The sequence below is a fragment of the Stieleria sp. JC731 genome (assembly GCF_020966635.1).
GTDB lineage: Bacteria > Planctomycetota > Planctomycetia > Pirellulales > Pirellulaceae > Stieleria.
Genome location: NZ_JAJKFQ010000005.1, coordinates 1,054,979 through 1,072,953, shown reverse-complemented (window position 1 = coordinate 1,072,953; position 17,975 = coordinate 1,054,979). Strand labels below are relative to the sequence as shown.

Below are 17,975 nucleotides of genomic sequence, written 5' to 3'. Positions count from 1 at the left end.
ATCGGCGTGGCCGACAATGAGCTTCGCTGGTAACAGGCTTGGCTGAGGACGATACTACAGCCCCCAAAGCAATCGGCAAAACAACACGTCGCGTGGAATAAAGCTCCACGCGACGTTTTTTAATGGATCCACTAGAACCGGTTGGTTACGCGTGCTCGGTTGCGACGCTTTCGCCCTTGGGCTGATTGATCGCATCGAGAAGTTCGCCGAACCATGGCGTATCGATGTCGAATGGCTTTCCGCCTTTGATGCGTTCAAATTCGATCGCACGAAGTTCGTCACCACGCTCTTCGTCTTGTCCGATCACACCACCGTCGCCGACCAAGGCACACTGCACGCCTTTCTCAGCACACTTACCGATCAACTCGATATCGGCGTCATTGGCAGCCGCGGCACGACTGAAGTAGCCGCTCTTTTGGACCAGTGTTTTTTCGGCACCGAGCATCTCGGCGAACTGCTTGCCGAACCATTTCCCTGGATTCACGGCGTCAAGTTTGACGTGGCCGAATGCGTCTGTGGGAACGTCTTCACCACGTGCCTTCATCTCTTCGACAATCGTCGTCACACCAGCACCTTCACTGATGAAAATGTTGACGCAGTCGTTTTCGTCCATGATTTGACGCAAGCGGTCCGCTTCTTTTTTCATGTCGAAGTGCATCTCGGGGATGAACACCCCGTGTACTTCTTTTCGTTCTCGACTGAGCCCGGCTTCGGGTAGGAAGCTCATCTGGTCAAGTCGCTTGCGATACTCAACTGCGGTCGCTGCGGTCAGCCATCCACAGTTCCGTCCCATGACTTCGTGGATGATCAACATGCGAGGATTCGCATTGTGCTCAGCAACGATATTTTCAAAGAACAACGCACCCTGCTCTGCCGCTGTCCACGCACCCAAGCTTTGCTTGATCGGGATCACATCGTTGTCGATCGTCTTCGGCAAACCGACAACGGTCAGGTCGTAGTCATTCTCTGCCAAGAACGCAGCCAAATCAGCAGCGGTCGTATTCGTGTCGTCGCCACCGATCGTGTGAAGCACGTCGACTTTGTCTTTGGTCAATTGCTCGGCCGCAACATGAAGCGGGTTCTGTCCGTCCTGAACCAACCCACGTTTGACGCAATCGGCGACGTTTGTCAGTTTGACTCGGCTATTGCCAATCGGGCTGCCACCGTGCTTATGAAGGATCGCAGCCTTTTCACGAATCTCTGGCGTGACAACAAAGCTATCGCCCAACAACAGGCCTTTGTAGCCACTGCGATAGCAGATGATTTCGACTTCGGGTGCAAGCTTGGTGTAGTTTTCGATTAATGAACCAATCGCCGACGACAAGCAGGGTGCCAGGCCCCCAGCGGTCAAGATTCCGACACGTTTCACTGCCATAGTTCCAATTCCTGTTGGGTGTCCGTTAGGGGAATACAATGCGTTTCAGATGCCCGCACGAAGCTCTCACCGGGAGCCACGGAGACCACTAAAATATCGGATCAATCCAATTTCGTAAGGATCTAGCCGTTGAAGATGGCATGAGGGCGTCTAACCCGTCCCTACCGACCGATTGCGGCGATTCACACACAGTCACTCCTAGGGGCTCCAAGCACGCCGAACAGATCGATCGGTAGCAACCCGGCAGGCGAATCGCATTCGTATGACGATGCACTTCACAGCACAGAGAAGTTGAAAGGACGTTAAACTAATTCTGTTCAACCACGCATCTGCCTTACTGTTGAGCGAGTGCATCTAATGGCCTGAAATCCGAAGATGCACACCCGATCGGCCCCGGCTACCGCATCTCCCCCCTTAAGACATCTGCATGCAACGCGCGATCGTTTCCATCACCGTCATCTTCGCTGTCGCAATCGCACATACGCATCAAACCTACGCCCAGCGACGACTGGATGAGTCGCCGATCAACTACCGGCAAACCGATGCAGATAACCCGATCGAAAAACTTGCCTCCCAGATCGCTTCGGGTGAAACGCGATTGCAGTACGAAAACGGTACGGGATACCTGCGATCGATCCTCAAAGAACTTGAGATCCCAGTTTCTTCGCAGTCATTGGTATTCTCCAAAACGAGCCTGCAATCGGGACGTATCTCCCCTCAAAACCCTCGCGCTTTTTACTTCAACGATGACGTTTACGTTGGATGGATTCGCGGCAGTTCGTTGATGGAGGTCGCGACCGCTGATCCCAAGCTTGGCGCCGTGTTCTATTCAGTGCAAATGAGTCCGCGCGGCGCATCGGTTCGTCGCGAACATCACCGCTGCCTCGTCTGCCACGAAAAGACGACTGACAGTGGTAAAGTGCCGATGCACACGATTACCAGTGTGATGGCACGAGAGACCGGCCAAGTCAACTTGTTGCTTGCGGAGTACAAGACCGACCACACGAGCCCATTGTCTGAACGCTGGGGCGGATGGTACGTCACAGGAAACTCTGGCCAGGCAGAACACATGGGAAACGCTTTTCTTGAAGGCGAAACCCTGGTCCCGATGGATCCACATCAATTCAATTCTCTTGATGGTGTGATCCGAACAGCCGATTGGCCCACACCACACAGTGACATCGTTGCCTTGATGGTTCTTGAGCACCAAGTGGAAATGCACAATCGCTTAACTAGAGCCGACTACGCTGTTCGACGCGCGGCTTTCCAGCAGGACGAAGGCAAGATTGACGACGAAGCTTACCGAGCCATCTTGGACCAAAGTGCTGAAGAGATCTTGGAGTACCTTCTGTTTTGCGATGAAACAAAACTGACATCACCTATTGTTTCATCGAATCAATTTGCCGACGAATTTTCAAAACGCGGACCGTTTGATTCGCAAGGCCGGTCGCTGCGTGAATTTGATCTTCAGTCGCGCATGTTTCGCTTTCCATGTAGCTACGTGATCTACTCCGAGCAATTCAAACGCCTGGAAGCACCGCTATTATCCGAGGTCCTTCGCAAACTCGATGGCGTGTTGTCAGGTGCTGATCAGCGACCAAAATTCGACCATCTATCCTCGGAGACTCGCCGTGACATTCAAACGATCTTGAAAGAGACCAAGGCGTTCTAGCAACGAAAAGCCGTTGATACGGACGCCCGGTTTTGGTTTCCCGCGAACGGCAGGCATGCTTGCTAGAATATCGATCGAGAAACCGACATTTGCCCCGGCGCGTTCACCGCTCTCCCAGACGATGGCTCCATCGATGAACTTAATGCTCTCCGTGCGTTCAATTCTTGTCAGGTCAATTCTTCGATCCCGAAGTATCCACACGACACGCATCGGCTCGCTCTTCCAACCGATGAAGCTCGCATTCGTCGCCATCGTCTGTATCGTGACGCTACCATCAACGACGATCGCGCAAGCAGATACAAGTCAGGATGAAGCCACCACAGCGGTCGATGAGTCAAATGCCGAAACGATCCCCCAAAGCGACACCTCGGAAGCAAAGCCGGGAAAGCCACGCGAAAAGAAACGTAAAAGCTACCTCGGACGCGTCCTCGCTCAACCGATGAGTCACCTTGGAGCTCCCTGGTTGGTCCGTCGCGAACGAGATGAAGAAGAAAACACCTCGGAGTCCTTCAAAGAACTGCGACTGGAACCGGGAATGGATGTGTGCGACCTTGGCTGCGGGAACGGATATTGGACTCTGCCGATGGCCCGCGATGTCGGCCCCGAAGGAACCGTTTATGCTGTCGACATCCAAAGAGAGATGTTGCAGAAACTGGATCTGCGCGCGTCAAAGTTTGACCTACAAAACATTCGCCCGACGCTAGGAAAAATCGATGACCCACGATTGCCAGAAAACGCGATCGACCTTCTGTTAATGGTTGACGTCTATCACGAGTTTTCTCATCCGCAATCGATGCTTTGGGAAATTCGTCGCAGCCTTAAGCCGAAGGGTGTCGTTGCGCTGCTCGAATATCGCGAGGAAGATCCAAACGTTCCGATCAAGCCGCTGCACAAAATGTCAAAGCAGCAGATCATGAAAGAGTACCAAGCGAACGGATTGAAACTGGTTCGCGAATACAACGGTCTGCCCTGGCAGCATTTAATGTTCTTTGCACGCGACGACAGCCCACTTGAAGCGATCGATCCAAAACCGACCGATGAAGTCTTAGAATCGCTTCACAAATAGGGTCCGACTTTTAATACCGCCAGTGATGAATTAACACCGGCAGCAATGTAGCTGCCGTGCCACCATCATCGTAGCGTCGACTTGGGTATAATCGGGGTTGATCCACGGATCACCTTCCTTCTCCTTGCCCTCCCACATCGACGAGCTCCGATCTGATGACTCAGTCTTATTGGTTCCCTGTGCTTGCCATCGCGGCGTTTGTAGCAATCCCGCTCGCTTCAAACGTTTCGGCAGAGTCACCAAAAGCGGATTCGGTGGTCAACGTTTGGCCGAACGATCCGCCTGCTTGGAACGCACCAACAGCTCCCGAAGCTGACCAGACAAAACCGGACGGGCGAACGGTAGCGGACAAGTACGTCATTCGCCTGGGCAACGTCGCCACTCCGCAGCTACATGTTTTCCCTGCGAAAGATTCGAAAACAACCGTAGTGATTTGCCCTGGCGGTGGATTCAGCATCTTGGCGTGGGATCTTGAAGGCACCGAGATTGCTGCTTGGCTTCAAAGCAACGGTATCAGCGCAGCAGTTCTGAAATACCGCGTCCCGACCAACAGCGAAGAAACGAAATGGTTACCGCCCGCTCAAGATTTGCAGCGCAGCGTCTCTCTTGTGCGATCCGGCGCGATTGAATCACTGCCAACTGAAAACATTGGCGTCCTAGGATTCTCCGCAGGAGGACACACCGTTGTCCGCGGGACGCTGGAAACGAAACGTTTGTATGAAGAACAAGACGAACACGACAAAGCCTCACTACGCCCTGACTTTGCCGCGTTGATCTATCCAGCGTATCTGACGAAAGATCGCAATTCGATTGAAATGAACGAAGACTTGGTGGTCACCAAAGATACGCCCCCGTTCTTTTTCGCACACGCTTTTGATGACCCTTTGACTCCACTGGGCAGCGTCGGACTGTTCAAAGAATTGAAAGCCAACAACATTCCATCGTCACTGCATGTGTTCTCTACCGGCGGTCACGGATTTGGCGGACGCGATACGGGTGCAGAAAAAGATGCTTGGCTTCCGCTATTGAAATCGTTCCTGAACGACCGCGGTTTCTAATCCGACAGCCCGTTCACGGCTTTGATTTTTATCGAACTAGTTCAGTCGCCGTTCTCGGCCAGCAATTGCTGCGATGAACAATGGCGACTGATTGCAGTGTGTCCACGCGCCGCCCGCACCTCTGTTTGACGAAGGCAACAGGTCTATCATGCAACGCAGCAAGAACCCTCTTGGTATTCCAAACACCACGCCAATAGAACCGACCAATCTTTGGCGAAAATTGTTTTCGGTGTTTCTGTTGTTGGCATTCGGAACAACCGCAATTGCCGAGCCGACGTCGCGTCCTAATGTTGTGATCGTCATGACAGATGACCAAGGCTATGGCGATCTGTCATGCCACGGAAATCCCATCATCAAGACGCCACAACTGGACAGACTGTATGCCGAATCGGTACGGCTGACAGACTACCACGTCGCACCGACATGCTCTCCGACAAGGGCGGCGTTCCTGACCGGTCATTGGACCAATCGAACCGGCGTGTGGCATACGATCATGGGTCGATCGATGCTTCGAGAAAACGAAGTCACGCTCGGCAAGGTGTTTTCCGATGCGGGATACGAGACGGGAATGTTCGGGAAGTGGCACCTCGGTGACAACCATCCCTATCGTCCGGAAGACCGCGGGTTCACGGAAGTCATGCGTCACGGTGGTGGTGGCGTCGGCCAGACGCCCGACTTTTGGGATAACGCCTACTTCGACGGTGCATACTGGCACAACAGCAAGATTACACCGGTTGATGGCTACTGCACTGACGTCTTCTTTGACTATGCGAAGAACTTCGTCCGCCGGTCAGTTGCCGCTGACAAGCCATTCCTTGCCTATGTGGCGACGAATGCACCGCACGGGCCGATGCATGCACCAGTCGAATACAGCAAACCGTATGAAGACCAGGGCAAGCACCTGGCCAATTTCTACGGAATGATCGCCAACATCGATGAGAATGTCGGAAAGCTTCGCGAACTGCTTGACGAACTAGAAGTCGCCGACAACACGATCTTTATCTATACAACCGACAACGGAACATCATCGGGTGATCGTGTTTTCAACGCGGGTATGCGGGGCAAGAAAGGCAGCCACTATGACGGCGGCCATCGTGTCCCATTTTTCATCCGCTGGCCTGAAGCCGGCCTGACCGACGGCCGAGATGTTGAAACGATCACGAGCTACGTCGATGTAATGCCGACGCTGATTTCGATGTGCCGCGTCGAATCACCGAATAACATCAAGTTTGACGGAGTTGATATTTCCGCGTTGATCTTCGACCGAGTCAAAGATTGGCCGCATCGATACTTGGTCACCGACTCGCAGCGAGTCAAAGATCCGATCAAATGGAAAAGCTCTGCGGTGATGTCGGATCGCTGGCGTCTTTGCAACGGCAAGGAACTGTTTGATATGGATGTTGATCCCGGTCAGAAAAAGAACGTTGCTGACAAACATCCCGAAGTCGTCACTGAGATGCGATCGTTCTATGAAAAGTGGTGGACGGAACTGGAACCGACCTTTGCCCAATCGACCGCAATCGACCTGGGGCATCCGGCTGACAATCCCGCGCGTCTAACGAGCCACGACTGGATCACCACACGAATGACTCCATGGAATCAGGCTCAAGTCCGTGCCGCGATGAACGGTGACGCAAATACCGGATTTTGGAATGTTCGCATCACCGAAGCCGGCCGATATCGGTTTCGATTGCGTCGCTGGCCAAACGAAGTCGATGGACCTTTATCACAACCGCTTCCCGCTGGAGACCCTGTCCCTGGCGACCGGGCATTCCGCGAAACTCCAGGAAAAGCTATTTCGCCTGTCAAAGCAACATTGGTCATCGGTGACCAATCAAAATCAGCACCCGTCAGTGACAACGAAAGCGAAGTTGTTTTGGAGTTGGACCTAACACCAGAGACCACAAAGATGTGGGCTTCGTTTGAGACGTCGGAAAAAGAAGTCTTTGGTGCCTACTTTGTCTACGTCGAAAAGATGTAGCGAAACAAAAATGTGCGAACGAGTTGCGATTGATGCGATTCGTTTGCGATTTGGCTTTGATCGCTAAAGACGGTTTGGGGTGAAGCCATCTGCTTCGCCCATCAGTGACAAGTGTGTGTAGTCTGTCACCATCCATTGTCCGTCGGGCTGTTTCTGCATGGTAAGAATCACGCGACGCGGAATGGTCATTCCCTGAACAGCGCCACTGGCAAGCCCACCACGAACCGTCGCATCAAGGTCGACAGTCGCTTCCGGTGGGACACTTCCTTCGACCATTTGTATCTTGATGTTGCCGACCCGAACTCGTTCGAATTGGTAGTTGGGAAGTTCATTCAATGCACGTTGTCGTACATTGCGATCGCCGATGATCGCGACAACGGACTCGTGGTCGTTTAACTCCGCTGCGGTTGCTGTTTCATCAATGACCCGCAAGATTGTCTCACGATCCGTTTCAACCCAACTGGCATACAGAAACGCGAGTGGAATCAGCAAAGCAGACAGAATGGCGGCAATTCCCAATCGCTTTTCGCCAGTGCTAGTCCAACCGAAAAACAGTCCGACAACGATGATGGCAACCATCATCGAGATCAACCAAGGTTGCTCCGCCAATATCGTCAGCATCGGATCACATCCAATAGAATGGGCACTAAGTCGCGTCGCCGATCTTAATCAGACGAATCAGATCTTCGGTATCCATCTTTGCCGCCCGATCGGTGCCATCCAAAACGCCTGCAACCAACTCGCGTTTATCCGCATGCATTTCCAAGATTTGCTCTTCGATCGTACCGGCGGCAACTAGCCGATAGACCGTCACCGGCCTTTCTTGTCCGATGCGGTGCGCACGGTCAGTCGCTTGGTCTTCAACCGCTGGATTCCACCAAGGATCTAAGTGTATGACGTAGTCAGCCGCAGTTAAGTTCAACCCGGTTCCGCCGGCTTTCAAAGAAATCAAAAACAATTCGCCTTCGCCGTCTTGAAAAGCATCGACGCGACGTGCGCGTTCTTTGGCAGGCGTCGCGCCATCAAGGTACTGATACTTGATCCCGCGCTGATCAAGTAACTCTCGAACCAACGAAAGGTGCTTCACAAATTGACTGAAGATCAACGCCCGGTGCTCACCGTCACGAAGCTCATCAATCAACGTTGCCAACAGGTCCAGTTTCGCTGACCCTTTGTCCCAAAGTCGATCGACCAATCGAGGGTGACAAGAGAGTTGACGGAGCTTTGTCAGCCACGCCAAAGTACGCATGCGATGTTCGCCCGGCTTCTCCGTTGCCGAACCGGACAGTTCTGCCAACGCTGCGACCCTGGCATCGTCGTACCGCTGACGTTCTTCACCACTAAGCTGTGCACGCAAAGTGATTTCGGTTCGTGGCGGAAGTTCCTTCAATACGTTTTCTTTGGTTCGCCGAAGGATGAATGGACGCACCAAACTGGCCAACGACTCACGTCGTTCTTGGTCTTTATGACGTTCGATCGGATCGGCGAAACGATTCCGGAAACGGTCCCATGAGCCCAGCAAGCCAGGACTAATCGTTCGCATCAAACTCCACAACTCGCCCAAATGGTTCTCCAGTGGAGTACCCGAGAGAGCGATTCGCCAATTCGCGTTTAAGTCACGAATCGCTCTCGAAGTTTTCGTTTGCGCGTTCTTGATGAACTGAGCTTCATCGAGCACGAGTGTATTCCACTCGCGAGAACCAAAGCGCTTGGCGTCGCGCTGAACCAGTTGGTAACTGACAACGACAACGTCGCCCGGTCCGGCTGCCTGAATCAATTCTTGGCGATTCGATTCGCGATACAACAGCGGATTCAGCTCGGGAGCGAAACGCTGCGTTTCCCTCACCCAGTTGTCACCCACACTGGTTGGTGCAACGACAAGCGCCGGTCCCTCGGTGGATCGATCGACCAGTACGCCCAACGTTTGCACCGTTTTCCCAAGACCCATATCGTCGGCCAGAATGCCACCAACGCCCCATCGGGACAACCTTGCAAGCCAACGGTAGCCGTCATGCTGGTAGTCGCGGTAATCGACATCCAACGAGTCTGGCTTATCAGGATTGAAATTTTTCAGCGATTCGAGGTTTTCGATCGTCTGTGTCCATCGCGCTGCCGCTTCGATCGGAACATCGGTTCCCAAAATATCCTGGACGACAGGAACAGCCGCGTCGGCAACTCGCAAGTTTCCGCGATCGTCGACCAAGGTATCGCCGAGCTGTTCCAAGCGCTTTCGGAACGATTCGCTGATCTTCGCAAACTCACGATCACCAACTCGCACCAACGCTCGCCGCTGGGTCACGGCGCGCAATAGATCTGCTAGGTTGATGTCGCGTCCTGCAACAGACACGGTTCCAGACAAGCCAAACCAATCTTTCGAATCGTCAATTTGAACCCGAAGCGCCGATGGAGAGATCTCGCCGCGGACGCGAATCGTTTCGCCTTCTGGCCAAATCATTCGCGGTGCGTTGTCGCCCGCTTCATAGAGCCTGGAAAGTAAATCGAGTGCCTGTTCGTCACTTTGGACGACCCAGTGATAGGCATCTTCGGGAGCAAGTTCCTGCAAGCTGAATCGGTTAATGACGTCCGCCGCTCGGCGACGCTCATCGACAACGTCTCGCTTCAAACGGATCGGCCCGTCATCGGTAAACGCCGGCACGGTTGCTGGCTCTTCACCAGGTGTGAGCGTGTGGTGCAATCGTGGATCCAACATTGCCAAACGCACGAACATACCCGCCCCACCACGCGGACGCAGTTCGATCACCAATTCGGCGGAGACGTCTTCGATCGGTCCGGCAAGCTGGCCTGGCAAGTCAATGCGCACCAATTGACCGAGTGCACCGGCTTTAAGCGAAAGCTTCGAAGCGGTTTCGTCATCAACCAGAATCTCTGAAAGCTCACTACGCAATAGATACGACACCAGCCGTGTGGCCCGACGGTCACGCAGCCGTGCCAAAATCAATCGCGAGCCATTGGTTTCGGCGATTAAGACAACGGGCTGTGCCGGATGCAAATTGCCAAGAACCAACTCGCACTGATCGATCTGAATATCAATTCCCGGAACGGAAAAGCCGACTCGATAAAGAGTCTTTCTGCGGCTGGGGTCCGACTCCGTTTCCGAAACGATCTCTCCAGTTCGCTCGTCGTCTTCTAACGAGTCGATTTCGACCGGTTGAAGCGAAATGCCTAATTCGCCTCGCATGATTTCCAACGGCGTTCCGTTGGTGTCGTCCCAAGCGATGTTGGAATGTCCGACAAGCAGATCGATCGCTTGAAACAAGTTGTAGTATTCACGATTGACATCACCACTGGCCTGCGACACCAAGGCGGCGACTTGGCAATCCAGTGATGTAGATCCGGGCTGTGGTCGAATCAAGTCAAACGATGTCGCTTGTCTTCCGCGTGACCAACCTTTCCCGTTCTTCTTTAGCTTCTGAACAAATGGATTGATGGCGACCGGTCCGTACAACAGGTTGCCAGACATCTGCACGCGCCACTGCACTCGGGAATCCGATGACGTTTCGTCTTCCTGAGCCTCGTCGGTCAGTTTCAGGATTTGAGTAATGACTTCTCGTCCTGCCGCGACATTGTCAGCTTTAAGGTCACTCAAAAACAGCAAGACTTCCTCACTGTTTCGCCGTGCGATTTGTTCGTGCAACCACCAAGCGGCAGCAAGGGTGCAGCTACAACGGCCTTCACCAACCTTTTCAAAGGTGCGAAGGAAGTCACGGCATTCGCATTTGACATCGGCCCGAAGGGACAAATCCATCGGTGAGTCCGACTCGTCCATGTCGTCCAAATCGGGGGCGATATCGAGCTGCACGACATAGGGAAGGCTTCGATCAGGTCGCAAACGAAACTCAAACGAAATCCCGCCGTCATTCTGAGAGAACTTCGGCTGTTCAATTTTGAGCATCGCGGCCCGCTTGTCCAATGACTCGTGATGATCGTCCACGAGCCTGGAGACTGCTTCGCCCAACAGCAATCCGAACGCCGCAGGCAAGTTCTCCGTCATCAAATCCATGCTTCAATCAATTCCTGTTCGTCTAGCTTCTGAGGCAATCTGCAATCGCTCAATCGCACACGGTTGCTTCCGGATTTTGCCATCACAACAAAATCCGATCGATCGCCCTACCGTCACTTGTCAGTGAACTTCTAGGTGTTTCGTCATTGTCGATCCGTTGTCCTTCTCTGAGCGATCACTTTCCCGAGCCCCAACTTGTTCCCGAACCCCAACAAGGCGTAACGAAAGAACATGCAAACGTGGGTGCGGGGCCAGTCCGCTGTGAAGGACGGTGGCCAACACGCTATTCTACCGATGCGGCGACAGGATGCGATGCCAAGTGGCCTCAGATTCTAGTTCGATCCAAACTTCACAGTCCGCCCCGGCGGAAGCCTCGATTCACAACGGATTTTAGAATGCCGAAATTGACAATTAACGGTGACAAAACAGTTGACGTTCCTGCCGGGAAACGCTTGGTCAAAGCCCTGGTTGAAGAAGGCGGAACCGACCAATTGCACGCGTGCGGTGGCGTCTCTCGATGCACCACATGTCGCGTCAAAATTGTCGAAGGCGAACCAGAAAAGATGACCGAGGCAGAGAAGGAAACCTTACGCGTCCGTGAGGTGACTGAACCCGGCGTTCGACTCAGTTGCCAAATCGCCTGCGACGACGACATGTCGGTCGAAATCATCAGCCGCTTGGAAGGCAGCGGGCGGAAAGACCAAGGTTCCCCAGTTGCGGAGACGATCGAACCAGAGCCGAAATGGACAACAAAGTAGATCGCAGAGTTTAACGACCTGTTGATTTCAGCTTTGATTTCTCACAAAGTCGCCTTGGACAAGACAGTACCAGCGGGAGTGAACGCTGGCTTCACGGAGTCAAGGGCGACAACAGGAACTCAGCAGGATGCGCCGTCAGTACAGACCGATGGAAATTAGTAAGTTCCCAGCGGACGACGCTGCGTCCCTGCGAGTACCTTCATCAATCCGGCACGCAACTCACGAACTTTCAACGGCAGGGCGAGCAGTTGCCGACGAGGCCCGCGTTTCGCCTCGGCAATAATTTTCACCTGTCGTCGGTCGACCAACAAGATTGCAGGGATCTCGGCCGTATGCTCGTCGGAAGCGAATTTGTTGTACGCCTCTAACGCCAATGTCCCCATTTCCGCGGCGCTGAAGATCACACAATCAGCTGCCATCTCATCGCTATCCTCAAATCTCGCGAGGGCACGATTGGGATCTTGGATGATAAGTACACGATAGCCACGTGCCTTTAGACGCTCGCGAATCGCGTTTTGCAAATTGGCTTTGGACTCAACCAACATCACAACGTAACCTTCGCCTTCGTTGGTCGGCGAGTCATCGTCATCGTAGTGCTGCCCCGTCCCGTCGTCAGACTTTTCACGAACTGTCGTGACGCCTTTTTCCAGTTGATCGATCACTCGACGAACTTCGGCGGTCAGTGCCGCCGCACTTTGGATCCGATCCGCAGGACTGAACTCCATCATCTTACCGACAAGCTGCGTGACCAAACCCGGCAAGTCATCGACCAGTTCGTTGATCGGCTTGATCTGCTGAAAACGTGTCACATTCAATCGAGCCAAGCGGTCACGGGTTTCCGACAACGCGGGAGTCCCGGCCAGCATGTGATAAAGCATGTTTCCGGCGAAGAAAATGTCGCTTCGGGGGTCGTCTTTGCGAACGTTCGTCCCACGCTCCAGTGCCGCGTAGTCGATCGCTCGAGCGTTCGGGCAATCGGCAATCTGATCAGGGTTCTTTCGATCGCTAAGCGCGGCCAATCCAAAGTCGACCAGCTTCGCTTTTCCGTCGGAAGAAATCAAAACGTTCGAGAGCTTCAAGTCACGGTGCGAGATCCCCATGCTCGCCGCATGCGCCAGTCCCGATGCGATCTCCGCCATCAACTTGAGCGAAAGATCATAAGGCAAACTGCCACGCAACCGAACCAATTCGCGCAACGTTTGGCCTTCGACAAATTCCATCACCAAGAATGGGTTTCTTGGATCGGCAATGACCTCATAAATGCTGACGATGTTTGGATGTCGGAGCTTGAGCCCCATCTGCCCTTCGCGCAAGAACTGCTCCATTTCCTTGGGCTCGTCCCGGAAACGCTTGCGAAGCACCTTTACCGCGAAGACTTTGTCGCCCTTACTGGCTCGGTAAACTCGCGCGAACGTACCAGCACCGATCAGGTACAGGACTTTGTATTCGCCATAGAAATAGCCGATACGGTCACCACGCAGGATCTTTTCGGTCTGCAAGGTAGTGACCAGACCGCGACGCTGCATTTGATTGACAACTGCGTCGAGCGTAAATTCGGTGCCCCCAAGCTCGCCCATGGCACTTTCAACAAGGCGACGTTCGGCGAGGCCTAAATCGACAATTCGGCGGGCAAAGTCTTCCGGAGTCTGGATTTGCATCGGTTACAAACAGATTTTTGCAGCGCGTGTGGGGGGTGTTAGCTGCCAACAGTTTACACCAACCAACGAAAAGTCGTCTCTACACAATTGCCACCGATAGCAAAATCAGACGACTGGTTTACTGATTATGCGACGAACTGCCTGTAAAACCGCACGATGGCTATCACCCCACCCAGATGGACGCCATTGCCAAAAGTCGAAATTGCGGAATCGTCTTTGACGCAGGAAACGAAACCGAACAGACGGCGACCTGCCATTGGCTATTAGAAACAGCCGCCCAGAAACGGGAGCTCAGAAACAGAAGCCCAGAAAAAGAAGCCCCCAAAAAGAAGCTCAGCGATTTGCCAAAATCAACGAGTGCTTCGTTCCACATGAAAACACGAGCTCGAGCCATCAGCCGACGGGCATTAGGCCCGGTTAGCGCACTGTAATCGTGGCTAGCGTTATACGGCTAATTCTAAAATCGAGTTGTATCGAAGCACTTGCCCCTTGCCAGCGCCTCGCAACCTCCGTCGACCCGCAATACCTGCGGACCATTGCAATGACGCTGGAATCGTAAGTCTTACTGCCGAACCAAATAGACAGGCAGGATGCCCAACAGACAAACATTTTGGGCAAGCTGTCCAAACCTCAAGCACCAAGCGGTAACACAGGTTCGATAGGGAGATTCGCAGCAATGTTTTGCGCGTACGCACTTATCATGCGACCACAGGACAGAATAAATGTTGCACTGGAGCAACTTCGCATTCAATCGCCATGGACGCGCGAACTGCAACACATGGTTGCCAGCTAGTGGGTCCTAGCTGCTCAGTTGCTCAAGAGCGTTCAGAGCAACGCGTGTTTCCTCGATACCGAGATCTTCAACGACTGCTTTGAGTCGGATAAGCGATTCGATAGAGATCTTGTCACCTGAAGTGCTTGCGGCAGGCCGACGAGCTGGCGCGACAGATTTCTTCGTCGATCCGGCTGGACGCCCTGGGCCACGATGAACCCCACCAGACTTCTTGCTCGTCGATTTTACAGTGCTGACGAACTGTGCAGAAACTTCGATGCCTTTCGCCTTCATCGCCTCGACAACTTCACGTGGCTTTGCGTCAGGCTTTTTCGCGAGATAGTTACGAATCTCGAGTGACTTGTTTGGTCCGCTACCTTTTTTGGCCATCTTCTCTTACCTACTGGTTTCTCAAATACCCTCATCCATTGGAGGTACTAGAAACATTTGAAAGGATTCAACAATAACAAGATGCTTTTGTCGATCGACTTACAATCGAAACCAAGCCCCAAACCGCCGCCTAGAAGTCATCCTTGCGGCTGCCCCTTCAACATATATCAAAGCCGGATCGTTGAGTCTGATAAGGCGATTGGGTCTCAAAGACCATCCATGACTCGCCCTTTGCGACAGTCAAGCATCTCAACGCGCTTTTAAAAATAGAGCATTGAAACCAAGTGTCAATCAGCATCGTCAAGGGCCCCCCCGAAAAACACGATGCTTATACACACTTTTTTAATGCGGACGAGAATTGCTATCTACATTCTCTCGACAACATCAATACCAAGTAAACCTAAACCTGTTTGTAGAACACGTCCGGTTAATAACACGAGCGCTAACCGTGTTGTTTGAATCTCTTCCGATTCAGCCCTTAACACATGGCACTGTACATTGAACTTTGCAAACGTCTCTGCAAGTCCGTACACATAGTCAACGAGATGATTGGGGGCGTAATCTTCATAAACGCTGCGCAACGATTCCTCGAATCTCAACAGCATCAGAGCCAAGTCACGCTCGGCAGGATGCGTCAACTGCAGTCCTGATTTCGCCACGCGTTGGTGTACATCCTGCTCCGTTACACCATTTCGCTGAAGGATGCTTGGGGTCCGGGCATAGTTATATTGGGCGTACGTTGCAGTATTTCCTGACAACGCAACCATCTTTGAAAGCTTGAACTGATAATCACTAGTTCTGTGGTGTGATAGGTCAGCATACTTAATGGCTCCGATACCAATCGTTTCGGAGACCTTGCGTTTTTCCTCATCATCCATGGGTGGGTCCAGGCTCACCAATCGATCAGGATCACACACCACTTGGTGCGCCGCATCGACAGCATCGTCCAATAGGCTTTCAAGTCCTATCAAAGTACCACTTCGCGTTTTGATCGGCTTACCGTCTTCGCCAAGCACGGTTCCAAAGCTAACGTGAACCAACTTTGCGGTCGTTAGCTTTGTCAAATCGGCAACCGCGAAGAGCTTGTCGAAATGTTCGCTTTGTCGAGCATCAACGACATACAAAATTTCATCTGGCGAGAATTCTTCCTCGCGGTATTTCAAAGTAGCCAAGTCGGTGGTCGCATACAAAAACGCTCCGTCGCGTTTTTGAATGATCATCGGTGCGTCGAACTGATCCAAGAAGACACAGATCGCGCCGTCACTTTCCTTGGCCAACCCTCGATCTTGCAAATCATCGACCGTGGCCCGCAACATTGGGTGATAGAACGACTCACCAAGTGTGTGGTCAAAGCTGACATTCAAACGCTTGTAAACACGATTGATCTCGTCCTTACAGTACGGCAGGAACTGCTCCCAAAGTCGCTTATTCTCTTCATCACCGGCGTGCAACTTGGATGTTTCTTCCAATACTGCCGTCGCGATTTGCGCATGCTGGTCGGCGCGTTTCTTCGCATCGGGGTCTGACTCGATCTCTTGAATCGTCGCCTCAGCTTTCGTCAAACTTTCCTTGCATGCCGAGATCTTCTTGCCCAACGAATCGGCAAGCTTACGCAGTTTCTTCGCTTCCTTGCCTTCCGCCGAAGCGGCTTTGGATTTTGCTTCATCTACCTGCTGACCAAACGCATCAATCTGCTCACGCAGTCGCGGGAGGGAATCGACGGCCTTGTGGTACGACATCAGCTGATGGACCAACCGATACAGCTTTGCAAGTTCAGGCACCGGATCGGCGGCAACCACATCGGGATCGCCGAAGTGCTTGTAGCCATAGATGATCATCCCGAACTGTGTGCCCCAGTCACCCAAGTGATTGTCCGTGATGACCTCATGCCCGATGAACGAAAGCGTCTTGGCAAGGCAGTCACCAATTACCGTGGTTCGGATGTGCCCGACGTGCATCGGCTTGGCAACGTTGGGTGACGAATAGTCAATTAGGATCTTCTTAGGATCCTCGACCGAATCGACCAAGCATCGTGGGTCGTCCAGCATCGACGTCATCTTCGCGGCGATATAGTCATCGCGCAACTTCAGGTTGATAAAACCTGGGCCGGCAACCTCGGGTGGATCGCAAAGGTCATCAATCTTGACCAAGTCGACAATTTGCTGCGCAACGTCACGCGGATTCAATCCACCGACGAGCTTGCTGATCGGCATCGCAAAGTTGGCTTGGTAGTCACCAAACTTGGGATTCCCCGCGATTCGAATCATCCCCGAAAAACGCTGAACGTCATCAATTTTGTCAGCGAAGGGGCATTGAGAGATGGCGTCTGCGAAACGCTGAGAAAGCAATTGGGGAATGTGCATCGTTAGTCCAGAAAACCATTAGCGACCCAGATCCCGGTCGCGATAAAAGGGTTGATCGACGCTCGAGTGATCGGGGCGCTAGGGCACTGACCTACTGATCAGCTTTGACGCCAAGGTCTGCTAGTGGGATCGGCGTTCCGTCCGCCCACAGGGATTCCAAGTCGTAGAACTCGCGAGTCTCTTCGTCGAATAGGTGAATGACAACACTGCCATAGTCCAGAACGATCCAATGGCTCTCGTCATAGCCTTCGATCCCATAGCGTTTATCACCGAGCCCCTTTTCCAGGGCATCATCGATTTGTTCGCTGATCGCGTGCAATTGACGACGACTCTGGCCGGTCGCGATGACAAACAAGTCAAACTCGGCAGATTGGCCACAGACATCGATCACAGTAACGTCCTGCGCCTTGTTATCGAGCGCGACAGTGGCTGCGGCAGCAGCAAGTTTGCGGCTGTATTCGATACCGCGAGGACGGATGGCTCGCGAAGGGGCGACCATCGGATTGGTTGATTTGGTTGGTTGTTGTTCTGTCATTTCAAAAGTTTATCAGTTTTATGGCCGGTGTCATTAAGGGGAAACGACGGCTCGCACAGCTGGACTGACCTACACCTCGACTTCTTCACTCGACTGGCAGCGGCGGACTCGCGTCATTTTTCATACGGCCGATTTGCGAACGCACCAATGTAGTTTCGCCAGAGTTTTCCGACAGGCCAATTGAGGCGTTTCCCCCACTGGATCGGTGGATCTGCTACCACACACACGAAAGGTGATCGATTCGACCAGGTCGCTCGCTGGCTGATGACCATGGCCAATGTCGCTTCGCAGCAGCGCAACCTTTGCCCAATCCACACCACTCTGTG

At 53.0% G+C, this 17,975-nt stretch carries 12 protein-coding genes; 5 read left to right on the top strand and 7 right to left on the bottom strand.

Translation table 11 applies throughout. The annotated features are described in order from the left end of the window. Positions 1–145 precede the first annotated feature (145 nt). Positions 146–1,375 carry a pyrophosphate--fructose-6-phosphate 1-phosphotransferase gene (locus LOC67_RS14930; RefSeq protein WP_230263408.1) on the bottom strand — a complete coding sequence of 410 codons (1,230 nt, stop codon included), beginning with the start codon at positions 1,373–1,375 and terminating at the stop codon, positions 146–148. A gap of 427 nt (positions 1,376–1,802) precedes the next feature. On the opposite strand from LOC67_RS14930, the gene LOC67_RS14925 reads away from it, so the two are divergent. The 4 genes from LOC67_RS14925 (at position 1,803) to LOC67_RS14910 (ending at position 7,152) form a co-directional block, all read left to right on the top strand. Beyond that, on the top strand, positions 1,803–3,047 hold the full coding sequence (locus LOC67_RS14925) for a hypothetical protein (RefSeq protein ID WP_230263407.1): 1,245 nt from the start codon (positions 1,803–1,805) through the stop codon (positions 3,045–3,047). A gap of 229 nt (positions 3,048–3,276) precedes the next feature. Further along, a complete protein-coding gene (locus LOC67_RS14920) occupies positions 3,277–4,113 on the top strand; it encodes a class I SAM-dependent methyltransferase (RefSeq protein WP_230263406.1) in 837 nt (278 codons plus the stop codon). A gap of 155 nt (positions 4,114–4,268) precedes the next feature. Then, the gene (locus LOC67_RS14915; RefSeq protein ID WP_230263405.1) at positions 4,269–5,171 is read left to right on the top strand and encodes an alpha/beta hydrolase; all 903 of its coding nucleotides are present in this window, start codon (positions 4,269–4,271) and stop codon (positions 5,169–5,171) included. A gap of 148 nt (positions 5,172–5,319) precedes the next feature. Beyond that, positions 5,320–7,152 (top strand): arylsulfatase, encoded by a 1,833-nt coding sequence (locus LOC67_RS14910; protein ID WP_230263404.1) that lies wholly within the window; start codon positions 5,320–5,322, stop codon positions 7,150–7,152. 63 nt (positions 7,153–7,215) lie between these two features. Here the strand turns inward: LOC67_RS14910 and LOC67_RS14905 are convergent, their stop codons facing one another. Then, complete coding sequence (locus LOC67_RS14905; RefSeq protein WP_230263403.1) at positions 7,216–7,773, bottom strand: hypothetical protein; 558 nt, start codon at positions 7,771–7,773, stop codon at positions 7,216–7,218. 25 nt (positions 7,774–7,798) lie between these two features. Next, complete coding sequence (locus LOC67_RS14900; RefSeq protein ID WP_230263402.1) at positions 7,799–11,164, bottom strand: DEAD/DEAH box helicase; 3,366 nt, start codon at positions 11,162–11,164, stop codon at positions 7,799–7,801. A gap of 404 nt (positions 11,165–11,568) precedes the next feature. Between LOC67_RS14900 and LOC67_RS14895 the strand changes: the two genes are divergently transcribed. Beyond that, the gene (locus LOC67_RS14895; protein WP_230263401.1) at positions 11,569–11,931 is read left to right on the top strand and encodes a 2Fe-2S iron-sulfur cluster-binding protein; all 363 of its coding nucleotides are present in this window, start codon (positions 11,569–11,571) and stop codon (positions 11,929–11,931) included. Between the two features lie 155 nt (positions 11,932–12,086). On the opposite strand, the gene LOC67_RS14890 is transcribed toward LOC67_RS14895, so the two are convergent. The 4 genes from LOC67_RS14890 to rsfS all read right to left on the bottom strand — a co-directional run bounded on the left by LOC67_RS14890 (position 12,087) and on the right by rsfS (position 17,649). Then, positions 12,087–13,589, bottom strand: a complete 1,503-nt coding sequence (locus LOC67_RS14890; protein ID WP_230263400.1) for a serine/threonine-protein kinase — start codon at positions 13,587–13,589, stop codon at positions 12,087–12,089. 799 nt (positions 13,590–14,388) lie between these two features. Beyond that, positions 14,389–14,751 carry a hypothetical protein gene (locus tag LOC67_RS14885; protein ID WP_230263399.1) on the bottom strand — a complete coding sequence of 121 codons (363 nt, stop codon included), beginning with the start codon at positions 14,749–14,751 and terminating at the stop codon, positions 14,389–14,391. Positions 14,752–15,116: 365 nt separating this feature from the next. Continuing rightward, positions 15,117–17,114 carry an arginine--tRNA ligase gene (gene argS / locus LOC67_RS14880; protein ID WP_230263398.1) on the bottom strand — a complete coding sequence of 666 codons (1,998 nt, stop codon included), beginning with the start codon at positions 17,112–17,114 and terminating at the stop codon, positions 15,117–15,119. Positions 17,115–17,205: 91 nt separating this feature from the next. Then, positions 17,206–17,649 carry a ribosome silencing factor gene (rsfS, locus tag LOC67_RS14875; RefSeq protein WP_230263397.1) on the bottom strand — a complete coding sequence of 148 codons (444 nt, stop codon included), beginning with the start codon at positions 17,647–17,649 and terminating at the stop codon, positions 17,206–17,208. Positions 17,650–17,975 lie beyond the last annotated feature (326 nt).